The organism is Flavobacterium flavigenum (genome assembly GCF_027111255.2).
In the GTDB taxonomy this organism is placed as follows: Bacteria; Bacteroidota; Bacteroidia; order Flavobacteriales; family Flavobacteriaceae; genus Flavobacterium; species Flavobacterium flavigenum.
The window spans coordinates 4,744,373-4,758,966 of record NZ_CP114285.2; the positions used below are offsets into that span (position 1 = coordinate 4,744,373).

Sequence of the window (14,594 nt, forward strand, 5' to 3'; positions counted from 1 at the left end):
GTCAGATAAAATATCTTATAAAAGTAAGGTCATTTTATTTTCTGAAATTTAAAAATCAATTTCATTTAAACATGATAAATGTCATATTTATAGAGTCTTATTATTTTGAATATTTGCTGCGATAAAAGAAACAAATTATGAGCAATCAGGGCTGTTTTCATTGTGGACTTACAATTCCTAAAAATGAGGTAATCAATTTTGATGAAAAAAAATTTTGTTGTACAGGCTGTAAAACAGTTTACGAAATTTTTAGTCTTAATGATCTAACCTGCTATTATGATTTTGAAAAATCGCCGGGTGCTACTCCGCAGGACATTCAGGGAAAATATGACTTTTTAGACAATGAAGTCATCATCTCTAAAGTTTTGGAATTTCAGGAAGGCTATACTTCAATTGTATCTTTGAATATTCCGCATATTCATTGCAGTTCATGTATCTGGCTCCTTGAAAACCTTAATCGTTTGCAGCCAGGAATCAGTATGTCGCAGGTTAATTTTCCTGAGAAGAAAGTTAGAATCACGTTCAACTCTGAAACAGTTTCTTTAAAATCAATTGTCTATTTGTTAAGTTCAATTGGGTACGAGCCTTATATTAGTTTAGAAAATTACGAAACCGGAAAAACTAAGGTTGACCGAAGCCTGACTTATAAATTAGGTGTTGCTTTTTTCTGTTTTGGAAATATAATGCTATTGTCATTTCCGGAATATTTTGAAATGAAGGAATTTTGGCTGGACAGCTATAAACCCTTCTTCAGGCTTTTGATTTTTCTTTTGGCATTGCCAAGTTTTCTCTATTCTGCGAGTGGTTATTATATTTCTGCGTATCATAGTATTAAAACGAAGATGCTAAATATTGATATCCCGATTGCACTTGGAATTATAGTGATGTTTATACGCAGTTCTTATGACATGTTGATGGATCATGGGCCTGGTTTTTTTGATAGTCTGGCGAGTCTGGTTTTCTTTATGCTGCTGGGTAAAATGTTTCAGACTAAAACGTATAGCTTTCTGAGTTTTGAAAGGGATTTTAAATCCTATTTTCCAATCGCTGTTACCCGAATCAATCCCAATACATCGGAAGAAAGTGTGCCGATTTATGATGTTTTAAAAGGAGACAGGTTATTAATCCGAAATCAGGAATTAATTCCGGTTGATGGAATCCTCATTAGCGAAAAAGCAGAAATAGATTATAGTTTTGTTACCGGAGAAGCAGTTCCAATTACTAAAAAATCAGGTGACAAAGTTTTTGCCGGCGGAAAACAAATTGGAAAAGTAATCGAAATGGAAGTACTGCATTCGGTTTCACAAAGTTATCTGACGCAGCTTTGGAGTAATGAAATTTTTCAGAAAAAAGTAGATCAAAAGCATAAAACCATAACAGATGCAATAAGCCGGTATTTCACCCCAATCTTACTGCTTATTGCATTTGCTGGTTTTGGTTACTGGATATTTATTGATACAAATACAGCTTTTAATGTTTTTACAGCCGTTTTAATTGTTGCCTGCCCTTGTGCATTGGCACTTACAGCTCCGTTTACTTTTGGGAACATTCTCAGAATTATGGGAAAACAAAAAATGTATCTTAAAAATGCTTTGGTAATTGAACAGCTGGCAAAAGTTGATACAATCGTTTTCGATAAGACCGGAACGATTACGACCAACAAAAAATCAAATATTGCATACGAAGGAAATGTACTCTCGGATGAGGATTATGTGTTGATCAAAAATGTACTTCGGGCCTCTAATCACCCTTTGAGCAGGATGTTGTATGATTTTCTGCCGGAAGTAAAAAGAATTAAAATTGATGCATTTGAGGAAATTACCGGAAAAGGTATTTTGGCTTCTTTTGAAAATAAAACAATCAAAATTGGTTCGGCTTCATTTGTTGAAAGTACGAATCATAGTGATGAAATAGAAAAAACAGCACTTCATATTAACCTTAACGGTATATATTATGGACGATTTAATTTTCAGAATCAGTATAGGGATGGTCTCGGAACGTTATTTAATACTCTGAATAAAAATTACGAAATAAAAGTTCTTTCCGGCGATAATGATGGAGAAAGAGCCAATCTGGAAGCTATTCTGCCAAAAGGCACCGAACTTATTTTTAATCAGAAACCGGAACAGAAGCTGGAATTTATTAGAAAACTACAAGAAAGCGGGCACAATGTAATGATGGTAGGGGATGGACTGAATGATGCTGGTGCTTTGGCTCAAAGTAATGTTGGGATTTCTATTTCAGAGAATGTCAATGTATTTTCTCCGGCTTGTGATGCAATTCTGGATGCCGGAGAGTTTTCACGACTGGATTACTTTTTAAAATTATCCCACAAATCGATTATGATTATCAAAATGAGTTTTGGCTTATCACTTATCTATAACGTAGTCGGGCTTTTATTTGCTGTTACAGGCAATCTGCTTCCGCTGGTTGCGGCTATTATTATGCCATTAAGTACAATCACCATTGTAAGTTTTGTGACTTTAATGTCTAACTATTTCAGTAAGAGTGATTTAAAATAAAAGAGAAGCTTTTTTTATGTTTTTTTTGATAAATTTAACATAATGTTTTCACTATGATAATTATCATATTTTATCAGCCATCAAGGCTATAATTTTGTTACTATAAATTTTAAGGATATGAGTGTTATTTATCTATTAATTTCAGTAAGTATTTTTGTTGCAATCTGTTTTTTTATTGCCTTTATAGCTGCTGTAAAATCCGGGCAGTACGATGATGATTACACGCCCTCGGTCAGAATCCTCTTTGATGATGAAACCAAAATTACCTCTCAAAATAATAATTCACCAATAGAAGAAAAACAAGTTTAATTATGGAAATGGAACAATTTTACTACGATAATAAAATCGTAAAAAAATTCATTTATGCCACCATCCTTTTTGGAGTAGTGGGTATGTTAGTGGGACTGACCTTGGCGGTTATGTACCTTTTTCCCAACATGACCGATGGGATTTCGTGGCTTAGTTATGGCCGTTTAAGACCTTTGCACACCAACGCTGTAATTTTTGCTTTTGTTGGGAATGCCTTTTTTGCGGGAATGTATTATTCGCTGCAAAGATTACTTAAAGCCAGGATGTTCAGTGACTTTTTAAGTAATCTGCATTTCTGGGGATGGCAGCTTATTATTGTTGCTGCAGCCATTACATTACCTTTAGGATATACTTCTTCGAAAGAATATGCCGAACTGGAATGGCCTATTGATATTGCCATTGCATTAATCTGGGTGGTGATGGGAATCAATATGATAGGTACAATGATTCGTCGTAGAGAACGTCATTTGTATGTAGCTATCTGGTTTTACATTGCGACATTCGTTACAGTTGCCGTTTTGCATATTTTCAATAATATAGAAATTCCGGTTTCAGGATTAAAAAGTTATTCTGTTTACGCCGGTGTTCAGGATGCTTTGGTACAATGGTGGTACGGGCATAATGCGGTGGCATTTTTCCTGACCACTCCATTCTTAGGATTGATGTATTACTTTATTCCAAAGGTAGCCAACCGACCAGTTTATTCTTATCGATTGTCGATTATTCACTTTTGGTCATTGATTTTCATTTATATCTGGGCAGGACCGCATCATTTATTGTATTCTGCTTTACCAAATTGGGCTCAGAATTTAGGGGTTGCATTTTCTGTAATGCTAATTGCTCCGTCCTGGGGAGGTATGATCAACGGATTATTGACTTTAAGAGGTGCGTGGGATAAAGTTCGTGTAGAACCGGTATTGAAATTTTTTGTAGTAGCGATTACAGGTTACGGAATGGCAACTTTTGAAGGCCCAATGCTTTCTTTTAAAAATGTAAATGCTATTGCACATTATACAGACTGGATAGTAGCACACGTACACGTAGGGGCTTTAGCCTGGAATGGATTTATGTCTTTCGGTATTATTTACTGGCTGATTCCACGAATGACAAAAAGCACATTGTTCTCTACTAAATTAGCCAATTTCCATTTCTGGATCGGAACTTTAGGAATCATCTTGTATGCTTTACCTATGTACGTAGCAGGTTTTCAGCAGGCATCTATGTGGAAACAGTTCAATCCGGATGGAACTTTGACCTACGGTAATTTCCTTGAAACTGTTACAGCTATTATGCCTCTGTATTGGATGAGAGCTATTGGTGGTAGTTTGTACCTTATCGGAATGCTGACCCTGATTTACAATATCATCATGACTGTCAGAGCCGGGCAGCCTGTAGAAGACGAATTGGCTCAGGCTCCTGCATTGCAGACCATTAAAAGCGGTAGAATTAGTGGAGAAAAATTCCATTCATGGCTGGAAAGAAAACCAATCCAGTTATCAATTTTAGCAACTATTGCGATTTTAATTGGAGGTATTATTCAGATTGTGCCAACGATTATGGTAAAATCGAATATTCCAACGATTTCAAGTGTAAAACCATACACGCCGTTAGAGCTGGAAGGACGTGATTTATACATCCGAGAAGGCTGTGTGGGCTGTCACTCTCAATCGGTTCGTCCATTTAGAAGCGAGGTAGAGCGTTACGGTCCTCAGGCGAAAGCAGGAGAATTTGTGTACGATCATCCATTCTTATGGGGATCAAAACGTACAGGTCCTGATTTGCAGCGAGTAGGTGGTAAGTACAATGACAACTGGCACTTTAACCACATGTGGAATCCGCAAAGTACATCTGCAGGATCAATTATGCCGGGTTATAAATGGCTGTTTGATAACAAACCATTGGATATTTCCTTAACCGAAAAGAAGATGAAAGTTATGGTTACGCTTGGGGTTCCTTATTCAGAAGCAGAAGTTGCCAATGCTCAGAAAACCTTGAGAACTCAGGCTCTTGCCATTGAAAAAAGCTTAGAAAATGATCCTGACTATGTGAAAAGTTATGAGGATAGCAGGAAAAAAGCCGCTGCAAAAGGAGAAAAATTTGTTCCTATGAACGAAAGAGAAATTGTAGCCCTGATTGCTTACATACAAAGGCTTGGAACTGATATTAAAGTAAAAGAAACTTCAAAATAACAGCATTATGTTTGAACAGATAAAACACAATATGGAAACGATATCGGGTATAGAAATTTACCCGATTCTTTCCCTACTGATTTTCTTCATCTTTTTTGTGGGATTAGGTTTTTGGGTGTTTTCATACACAAAAGATAAAATCAAAGAAATGAGTCAAATTCCTCTCGAAGAGGGAACTATTATAATTTCAAAAGATAATTAAAATGAAAAAGTTTTTTCCAGTATATGTTAGATTGCCATTGGTTTTCTTTACAGTATTTGCATTGATGGAATATTTTATAGACTCAGGTGACAGACCTGCCTTTATAAAATATCCAATGGTTTCAGTCTTTTTATTTGTCTTTTTGTTTATTCTGATTGCCATCGAAATTACACTTCATGCTGTAAATCGCGTCATGTACCAATTATTGTCTCCGGAAGAAAAAGAAAAGCTGGCGTACGAAGAAAGTCTGAGTTTCAAAGAAAGTACCTGGTTTAAAAACCTGATGCACAAGCTTACGAAAACAGAACCAATTGAAAAAGAAGGCGACCTGTTGATGGATCATGATTATGACGGAATCAAAGAATTAGATAATAATTTACCGCCATGGTGGGTGTATTTGTTCTATATCTGTATTGTTTTTGGAGTGGTTTATGTTTTTTACTTTGATGTTTATGGAGGTGACAATCAGGAAATGGAATTGAAAAAGGAAATGGCTCAGGCAAAAATTGAAGTAGAAGAATACCTGAAAACAGCTCCGGATTTAATGGACGAAAAAACAGTGGTTTTGCTTACCGATGATGCGAGTCTGGCTGCCGGAAAAGAAATTTTCACGACCAATTGCGCAGCCTGCCACAGAGCCGATGCCGGAGGACAGATTGGTCCGAATTTAACGGATGATCATTGGATTTTAGGTGGCGGAATCAAAAATGTTTTCCATACCATTACCAATGGAGGACGTGACGGAAAAGGAATGGTTTCCTGGAAAACGAACGGTATGAAACCAAAAGAGATTCAAAAAGTAGCAAGTTATATTTTGTCTTTACAGGGAAGTAATCCAAAAGACGCAAAAGAAGCTGAAGGTGAAGTTTGGGTAGACGAAAGTGCTCCAAAAAATGATGCCGCAGCAAAATAAACAAGAGTTAATACAGCAGTTTAAAAAATAAGTACCATGTCAAATTTACCAGACGAAACTTTTAGAGATACCATCGGAACCATTGATGAAGGCGGAAAACGAAAGTTTATTTTCCCTAAAAAACCGTCTGGTAAGTTTTACGAGTATCGCAAAATAGTCAGTTATGTTTTATTGGCGATTCTGATTGCGAATCCGTTTATAAAGGTTAACGGAAACCAGTTTATGATGTTCAACATCACAGAACGTCGTTTTAATATTTTTGGATTCCCTTTCTGGCCCCAGGATTTTTACCTTTTTGTGATTTCGATGCTCGTTGGTGTTGTGTTTGTCATTTTATTTACCGTTGTTTTTGGAAGGATATTTTGCGGATGGATTTGTCCTCAGACGATTTTCCTCGAAATGGTTTTCCGCCGAATTGAATATTGGATTGACGGTGACCGTGGTGCACAATCCCGTTTGGCAAGACAGGAATGGAATGCTGAGAAAATCCGAAAAAGACTTACTAAATGGTTTGTCTTCTTTTTGATTTCTTTCGGAATCGCCAATGTTTTTCTAGCCTATTTAGTGGGAAGCGATACCTTATTTTTAATGATGGAACAAGGGCCTATTGAACAAGCAGGGAATTTTACGGCATTGCTTATTTTTACAGGCGTTTTCTATTTTGTTTTTGTATGGTTTCGCGAACAGGTTTGTATTATTGCCTGTCCTTACGGCAGATTACAGGGTGTACTTTTAGACAATAAATCGATAAATGTGGCCTATGATTTTGTACGTGGCGAAAAGGAGCAGGGGCGTGCCAAATTCAATAAAAAAGAAGACAGGGCTTTAACCGGAAAAGGCGATTGTATCGATTGCCATCAATGTGTGCATGTCTGCCCAATGGGAATCGACATTCGAAACGGAACGCAGTTAGAATGTACCAATTGTACCGCCTGTATCGATGAATGCGACTCTATTATGGACTCAGTTGGTCTTCCAAAAGGATTGATTCGTTATGCATCTGAAGACGAAATAGAGAAAAAAGAGCCTTTCAAATTCACAACCCGAATGAAAGGCTACACCGCAGTCTTATTTATTCTGTTGAGTGTTTTTGTCGGAATGCTGTTTTTAAGAACCAATGTCGAAGCGATTATTTTACGTTTACCGGGACAGCTTTTCCAGCACAAAGGCGATAAAATCAGTAATGTTTACACCTATAAAATTGTCAACAAGACCATGAAAGATTACAACGATATCCACTTTGAATTAATCGATCAGAAAGGTGAAATCAGCAAAGTGGGAGAACAGCATTTTAAAGTAGCGAAAGAAGGCATTTCACAGGGAACTTTATTCATCGAAATCAATGAAGTGCTGCTGGAAAGCGATAAAACCAAAGTTAAAATTGGTGTTTATAACGGAAAAGAATTACTCGAAACCACAACAACAAATTTCTTAGGACCGAGAAGTTTTAATTAAAGTATAAACCTGTCTGAAGTATAATTTAAAAAAAATATTTAACACATAGAGACATAGATTAAAATTTCAATAAAAATAGGTTTTAGAAAAACTAGTTTTAACACATAGCTATGTGTTTTAAAGCAAGTGAAACGCCTTTTTTAGTCTATGAAAACTATGATTCTATGTGTTGTAATTATATTCAATATATTAAATAACAATAGTATGAAAATCAATTGGGGAACAGGAATTGTCATAGCATTCGGATTGTTTATGACCTTTATTTTATATTTTGTTTTTGAAGTACAATCCAACAGCAAATACGACAACGATTTGGTTGTTGAAGAATATTACAAGCACGATTCGCATTTTCAGGATGAAATGGCGCGTATTCAGAATGCACATGATTTACAGTACAAGCCTTCAATTAAGTATGTGGAAGACGGAGTAAAAATCACTTTTCCTGAAACTTTCGAAAGCAATAAACTAAAAGGAAACGTTTTGCTGTATCGCCCTTCAAACAAAAAGTTTGATTTCAATACTCAGATTGCCCTGACTAATTCATCTTTGCTTATTCCGCAAAAGAAACTGGTAAAAGGACGCTGGGATGTCAACATGGAATGGCAGTACGATGGCAAAAAATACTTAACCAAAGAGGTCATTTACGTCAATTAAATGCATTCAGCGAAAACCATGAGTAAAGTTTTAAAGACAATCTTGCCATTCCGTAGGAATCTCAATACACAGTAATTAAAAGTTTAGAGATTCCTATAGAATAATAACTGTATCAAATTAATCTGTGGATAAAAAAAATAAATCATGCTCTATTCCGCTTTCATATTAGGACTTATCAGCAGTTTGCATTGCGTTGGGATGTGCGGCCCAATTGCCATGATGCTTCCGGTGGATCATAAAAATGAAGCTAAAAAAGTAACGCAGATCATAACCTACCATTTAGGAAGATTAACAGCTTATGCCACAATCGGATTGATATTCGGATTATTAGGAAGAGGTTTTTTCCTTGCAGGATTACAACAGAAAATGTCCATTTTTATTGGTTTGGCGATGATTGCCGCAGTTTTGATTCCGGAAAGAATCTTTTCAAAATACAATTTCTCTAAACCCGTTTATAAAGTGATTTCAAACCTAAAATCTTCTTTAGGGAAACAATTTAAAAACAAAAGTTACAAATCTCTTTTCACAATTGGATTATTAAACGGTTTTCTGCCTTGCGGAATGGTATATGTGGCTTTATTTGGAGCTATCGCTATGCAAAGTGCAGGTTTAGGCGTTTTATACATGCTCTTGTTCGGATTAGGAACAGTACCACTAATGACGATTGTGGTTTACATTCATTCTTTACTGAAACTGCCCTTTCGAAATAAAATTCAAAAAGTAATTCCTTATGTCGCTGTTGTAATTGGCGTTTTATTTATTCTCAGAGGTTTGGGATTGGGAATTCCGTATGTTTCTCCCTCTAATATGAGTTTGTTTGTACAGTGGAATCCTGATTGTCATTGAAAATAGACACTCTGCTACCTAAAGTGAAGTTCGAAAAATGGACAAAAAAGTTACCCAAAACCAGCGATTTTTTTTAAGCGGCTATTAGTAGCCGGTTTTATGGAAGTATCCTGGTTTTTTCATTTTGTTTTTTAAATTTATTAAATCTTCTATATTATAAATTCCTGTTCCGCTAAAATTTATTTCCTTCAGATTACTGGGAAACAAATTCCAATCTAGGTTTGTAAGTTTTGTATCTGTAAGTCCCAAAATCTTTAAATTTTGTAATTGATAAAGTGTTGAGGGTAATTTGTATAGCGGACAATTTTCAATGCGGAGTGTTTTTAATTTAGTTAATTGAAATATTGAATCAGGAATTGAAGCTAAATCAGTTCCCCTAAGCATTAAAAATTCTAATGATTTTATATTTGTTATCCACTCTGGAAATACTTGGATTGGACAATTTAAGACTGATATTTTTTTAAGCTTTTTTAAGCTTGCGATTTCATTTGGAAGTTCAAAATCATTCAAATAATAAATACTTGTATCGGCTTGAATTTCTAAAACTTTAAGATTTACAAATTTTGAAAAGATTTCTCCTTGATATTTCAAATTTTGATCATAAGAAAGGAGTTTTAGTTCTAGACAATTTTCAGGATTTTTACAAGCCTCTATTAATGATGAGAATTTAGATTTCTTGAATAAAATCATTTTTCTATTAGATATATATTGTTTTCGGTATGTCAGTGGGTGTGGCTCTAATTTAGGCTCATTTTCCGGCTTTATCAAATCATTCAAATACAAAAACATTTTCCATTTAGTCTATTGCCCAAATCCGTTGTAGTAGCTGTTAACTGTCGTTATTGTATGCTTTTCTTCTCAATCTGGTGCTCGTTTGCAACGAGTACCTATTTATTTATAGAAACTAAATGAAGCGTTTGTAACGCGGCTGTTTACATGTATTTCTTACAAATTTATAGAGAACTTTTGTTTTAATAGCCGCATTACAAATGCTACAATTTATCTTTTAATTTATTTAGGTACTCGTTGCAAACGAGCACCAGAGGGAAATACCACAGTTTATATTTTAATTTATGTGCGCACTCGTTGCAAACGATCACCAGAGGGATATTCAGGCTTATATTCTATTTTTTATGCATTGCTAACGTTTTGCTATTAGGCGATGTAGCGGTTAAAATTCACTATTTTATCTGTTTTGCGCGAAATTTTACAGATACAAAATTATCAAATAACCATTGCGTTATATCGCTTAGTGCTGTTGTATGACGGCTATTTCTCTTCGGAATTGTATTTTTGAAAAGTTTTTAAGATTTTAGTAGGAAATATGGAAGTTATATTCTACTTTTGTACTCACAATTACCCAACTACATATTTAAGCGATGTTATATCGAATCGAGATGTAGTTGGGTTTTTTATTGTCTAATTTTTAAAAACTAAAACGCTTATGATATTATGAAGATTAACCAACTAAACCCATATCGATGGAGAAAGTTAGATTGCCGTGGTGGCGTAACCCTGAGTTTTTATTCAATCTTGCACTTGAGACCGCTTGGAAAGGATTAACTCTGTATTTTATGTTTAAAGGATAGGTTAGTCTATCAACTCTATGCGAAACACGTATAGTTTAATATTTTCAACCATTTAATTAAAGTCTGTCCGAGAGTGTTAGCGCACTTTCGGCTTTCTTTTAATATCAGTATCATCTATAAGAACATTAGAAGTTTTATCTTCAAAATCTCTCTTTTTAAATACTCCGCAAAGATACAAAAAATATTTTTCTACAACTATTGTATATTAACTAATTTATGCGTAAGAAACTTTTAACAAGCACAATTTCAAAGAACTGATTTAAATTAAATATAAATATAATGACGCAAACATATATTAAACAACAATTAACAAATTTATTTACCCAATTCTTAACCGAAACCGAAGTAGAAAAACTCAAACAATTAAGAGAACAAATTATAAAACTGTTCAGTTCTATTCCTTTTAACGACTCTAATTCAGTTAGTATAGAAATGGAGTTGAATTTATTAAAAGAAACTACTTCACTTTATATACAAAATGATTTAGACGGTTCTGTTAAATCTCTTCTTGTAGGCGATTTTGATAGACTTCTAATACAAGTTTCCTTGAGTCTTTTAGAAAAGTAAACTTTTCTATTCCTTGTCACAAAAACTCACCTGTTCTTTTAAAATACTTATTAAAGATTCAAGTGGGTTTTCTCCTGTATTTTCTTCTTTCATTTTTGTTTGGTTTTTCTCAATATTGTACTTTTTCAACGTAAGGTTCTTATTAGTTGTCGTACAACTTGTTTATATGCGAAATAAACATTCGTATATCTACCCAAATTTGGTTTATAGACGAAGTTTTGTTTTCTATTATATTTTCCTCAAATATTATATTTTTCGCTATAAATTAACTTTTCACCACAATTATCTATGACAAAGAATATCTATTGAAATAATAAAAAATCACTGTCCCTCTTAAACCGTCATCGAAAACAAATTCGTATCCGGAGATTTTCTTTTTAAATGTAAATCAAAAGCCATACAAATGTTACGGACAAAAGGTCTTCCGGCTTCCGTAATGCTGATTTTATTTTCTTTAATTATAAGTAACTGATCTTTTTCCATTTCTTTTAAATCCAATAAAACAAAAGGAAGTTCTTCAAAGTATAGGTCTTCATTGTTCCAGGAAGTTTCAAGTGTACAGGTTAAATTCAGGATGTGTTTTCTAATAATCAGATCTTCGTCATTTAAGATATGACCTTTTACAACCGGAAGCTGGTCTGCGTCTATCAATTGATAATATTCTTCAAGATTTTTATGGTTTTGGGCAAAACTGTACCAGCTGTCGCTAATAGAAGAAACACCCAAACCAATCATCAACTGCGTTTTGGAGGCGCTGTAACCCATAAAATTTCTATGCAGTGTTTTGTTCTGTGCCGCTTTGTACAAACTGTCAGAGGCTAAAGCAAAATGGTCCATGCCAATTTCATGATAGCCATATTTAGAAAGCATTTTTTTTCCAATTTCGTATAGTTTTCTTTTTTCGGCATCTTTGGGCAGGTCTTCGTCGTTAAATCCGCGCTGTCCGTTTCCTTTAATCCACGGCACATGAGCATAGCTGTAAAAAGCGAGTCGGTCCGGTTGTAAGGAATTTGTTTTTTCAATAGTGTCAATAACATCTTCAATTTTCTGAAAAGGCAATCCGAAAATAATATCATGCCCGATAGAAGTATAGCCAATTTCTTTTGCCCAAAAAGTGACTTTGGCCACATTATGAAACGGCTGAATACGGTGAATCGCTTTCTGCACTTTTTCGGAATAATCCTGAACTCCAAAACTTACCCGGCGAAAGCCTAAATCATATAGCTTTTTGAGCTGTTCGTAAGTCGTATTGTTAGGATGGCCTTCAAAACTGAATTCATAATTTTCTGCTTTATCGGCTAAATCGAAAATACCGTTTATAAGATTTTCTAAATTATTTACGGAGAAAAAAGTAGGGGTTCCACCACCCAGATGGATTTCTTTTACAATAGGTCTTTCAGAAAGTAAATTGCAGTATAGACTCCATTCTTTTAAAACAGCATCAATATATCTTTCTTCGACAGTATGGTTTTTTGTAATTCGTTTGTTGCAGCCGCAAAAAGTACACATGCTTTCGCAGAATGGCAGATGAATGTATAAGCTTATTCCGTTTTCTGAATTGCTTTCTGCAAACGATTTTTGAAGGGATTCAATCCATTTTTGCTGGGTAAAATCGGCTTCATTCCAGTAAGGAACTGTGGGATAGCTGGTATATCTGGGTCCGGGCACATTGTATTTTTGAATCAGTGAAGTTTCCATAACAAAGCATTTAGAAGACCAAAATTACTTCGTCACTGGAAAGATAAAAATGATAAATATCATATTAGGACCTAAATAAAAAGAGACTCATTACGAGCCTCTTTTCTGAATTAAATAACTAACGTGAAATGGAATCCTGGATGATTTTAAGCCATTTTTTTGCAAACATATGATCCTGGTACGCGCTTATCTGCTTGATGCGGTCATCATGAAAATCATAGAATGGTATCGTAATTTTTTTAGAAGTTTCTTTGTCCTGAAATTCAAAATCAATTTTAAGAATAGTATCCGAGTTTCCATCATGGGTTAAAACCAATTTACAGGAAGAAACACTTTTTAAATCTACATACGTTGATTCCTGTTGATTCGGATTGAAATTCATCAGAATGAATTTTCGGTATTTTTGATCTATAGTAAGTGTTTTATTGCTTTGAGATTCAGTCAAATCAAAATCCTGTGGATGCGTTGGATTGAATTTCTTTTTAATATTGAGGATTTTTGATTTGTTTGCAGCGCTCGATCGTGCTGAAAAATAGATTGGGATGGCTACTATGATGGCAATCACAATACCCATTATGATTATGCTTGTTTCCATTTTTTTTGAATTAGGTGAATAAATAAATGAATTATAAACAGCTTATAAATAGCTGTCTACTGTTTTAGAAGAATGAATCCTTCAGGTTAAAATTTATGTATTGACTACCAGAAAAAATGGAAGGGGTAGAGCATCAGCAAGACCTTTTTGCTCTGGGTAAAGAATTGATTTGAAAAGTTTGAAACGGAATTTACTGCCTGATAATGTGGTACAACGGCCAATAATGAATCAAACCATTTGATTACAGCAGAATAGCTTGTTTTGATGTTGGCAGCAAACTGATAATTTGACTGTGGCTGTATAAAAGCCAGGGAATCTGTATAATCTTTAGAAAAATTGGTGTCCGTTTTTTGACTTTCGATTTGTTGCACAGAAATTTCGTTTGCCTGAGCGGCAAAAAATCCCATGATCAAAAGAGATATGAAAATAACAGTTTTACGAATCCAATTCATGGTGGCGAATTTAATTCATAAAACACAATTAACGAAATTTAAATTGCTAATTACTTCTTAAAAGTTATCCCCAACTTTATGAGTTGAGGATAATATAACTTTTATTGCTGCATTTTGAAGTAATAATCGGCTGAATGTTTTCCTCCGCCATAGAACAGGAAGAATATGCAAAGTAACAATACTACTATTGCTAAAATCAGGCTTTCGGAGTGCATGCGTCCCATGAAATTTACCAGTACGGCACCAAATAATATAGGGAGCTGAGATGCAATTGCCCAACGGGTCAGTAATCCAAAAACAATCATTATTCCTCCAATCATATGAGCGGGTGCGATATAATGTAACAGAAACATTCCACCGCCATACTGATCAACAGGAGAAATTAAATCATGCAGGTACTGGGCATTTGTGACAAATGAGATTCCTTTCATAAATAAAAACATACCCAATACAATACGTACTAAATCCAATGGTAAATAAGTATGCGCATTGGCCCACTTATTCAAACTTTTTACATTTTCCATGATACTACATAATTAAAAGTTGTACACTAAGTTACAAAATTTTAACGATAGTTTTGTTTTAAGTATCTGAAAATAAGTA

14 protein-coding genes are annotated in these 14,594 nt (G+C 34.6%); 9 read left to right on the plus strand and 5 right to left on the minus strand.

The annotated features are described in order from the left end of the window. Positions 1-137 precede the first annotated feature (137 nt). From OZP09_RS19730 to OZP09_RS19765, 8 genes are all read left to right on the plus strand, one after another. Positions 138-2,522: a heavy metal translocating P-type ATPase gene (locus OZP09_RS19730; protein WP_281309865.1), complete on the plus strand. Its 2,385-nt coding sequence runs from the start codon at positions 138-140 to the stop codon at positions 2,520-2,522. Positions 2,523-2,639: 117 nt separating this feature from the next. Continuing rightward, positions 2,640-2,831: a cbb3-type cytochrome oxidase assembly protein CcoS gene (ccoS, locus tag OZP09_RS19735; protein WP_089052370.1), complete on the plus strand. Its 192-nt coding sequence runs from the start codon at positions 2,640-2,642 to the stop codon at positions 2,829-2,831. A gap of 2 nt (positions 2,832-2,833) precedes the next feature. Beyond that, positions 2,834-5,020 (plus strand): cytochrome-c oxidase, cbb3-type subunit I, encoded by a 2,187-nt coding sequence (gene ccoN, locus OZP09_RS19740; RefSeq protein WP_269235341.1) that lies wholly within the window; start codon positions 2,834-2,836, stop codon positions 5,018-5,020. 7 nt (positions 5,021-5,027) lie between these two features. After that, positions 5,028-5,222: a CcoQ/FixQ family Cbb3-type cytochrome c oxidase assembly chaperone gene (locus OZP09_RS19745; RefSeq protein ID WP_269235342.1), complete on the plus strand. Its 195-nt coding sequence runs from the start codon at positions 5,028-5,030 to the stop codon at positions 5,220-5,222. A gap of 1 nt (position 5,223) precedes the next feature. Continuing rightward, positions 5,224-6,135 carry a cbb3-type cytochrome c oxidase N-terminal domain-containing protein gene (locus OZP09_RS19750; RefSeq protein WP_269235343.1) on the plus strand — a complete coding sequence of 304 codons (912 nt, stop codon included), beginning with the start codon at positions 5,224-5,226 and terminating at the stop codon, positions 6,133-6,135. 36 nt (positions 6,136-6,171) lie between these two features. After that, positions 6,172-7,590, plus strand: a complete 1,419-nt coding sequence (ccoG, locus tag OZP09_RS19755; protein ID WP_269235344.1) for a cytochrome c oxidase accessory protein CcoG — start codon at positions 6,172-6,174, stop codon at positions 7,588-7,590. Positions 7,591-7,794: 204 nt separating this feature from the next. Further along, a complete protein-coding gene (locus tag OZP09_RS19760) occupies positions 7,795-8,244 on the plus strand; it encodes a FixH family protein (RefSeq protein ID WP_281309866.1) in 450 nt (149 codons plus the stop codon). A gap of 144 nt (positions 8,245-8,388) precedes the next feature. Beyond that, positions 8,389-9,090 carry a sulfite exporter TauE/SafE family protein gene (locus tag OZP09_RS19765; protein ID WP_269235345.1) on the plus strand — a complete coding sequence of 234 codons (702 nt, stop codon included), beginning with the start codon at positions 8,389-8,391 and terminating at the stop codon, positions 9,088-9,090. An 84-nt stretch (positions 9,091-9,174) separates the two neighbouring features. Here the strand turns inward: OZP09_RS19765 and OZP09_RS19770 are convergent, their stop codons facing one another. Beyond that, positions 9,175-9,867, minus strand: coding sequence for a leucine-rich repeat domain-containing protein (locus tag OZP09_RS19770; protein WP_269235346.1), 693 nt, complete (start codon positions 9,865-9,867; stop codon positions 9,175-9,177). A 1,091-nt stretch (positions 9,868-10,958) separates the two neighbouring features. On the opposite strand from OZP09_RS19770, the gene OZP09_RS19775 reads away from it, so the two are divergent. After that, on the plus strand, positions 10,959-11,246 hold the full coding sequence (locus tag OZP09_RS19775; RefSeq protein WP_269235347.1) for a hypothetical protein: 288 nt from the start codon (positions 10,959-10,961) through the stop codon (positions 11,244-11,246). Between the two features lie 333 nt (positions 11,247-11,579). Here the strand turns inward: OZP09_RS19775 and hemN are convergent, their stop codons facing one another. The 4 genes from hemN to OZP09_RS19795 all read right to left on the minus strand — a co-directional run bounded on the left by hemN (position 11,580) and on the right by OZP09_RS19795 (position 14,515). Continuing rightward, positions 11,580-12,944: an oxygen-independent coproporphyrinogen III oxidase gene (gene hemN, locus OZP09_RS19780; protein WP_281309867.1), complete on the minus strand. Its 1,365-nt coding sequence runs from the start codon at positions 12,942-12,944 to the stop codon at positions 11,580-11,582. Between the two features lie 118 nt (positions 12,945-13,062). Beyond that, positions 13,063-13,539 carry a hypothetical protein gene (locus OZP09_RS19785; RefSeq protein ID WP_269235348.1) on the minus strand — a complete coding sequence of 159 codons (477 nt, stop codon included), beginning with the start codon at positions 13,537-13,539 and terminating at the stop codon, positions 13,063-13,065. A 104-nt stretch (positions 13,540-13,643) separates the two neighbouring features. After that, entirely contained in the window at positions 13,644-13,991 is a 348-nt protein-coding gene (locus OZP09_RS19790; RefSeq protein ID WP_269235349.1) for a hypothetical protein, read from the minus strand. A 101-nt stretch (positions 13,992-14,092) separates the two neighbouring features. Further along, a complete protein-coding gene (locus OZP09_RS19795) occupies positions 14,093-14,515 on the minus strand; it encodes a DoxX family protein (RefSeq protein WP_269235350.1) in 423 nt (140 codons plus the stop codon). Positions 14,516-14,594: the final 79 nt, after the last annotated feature.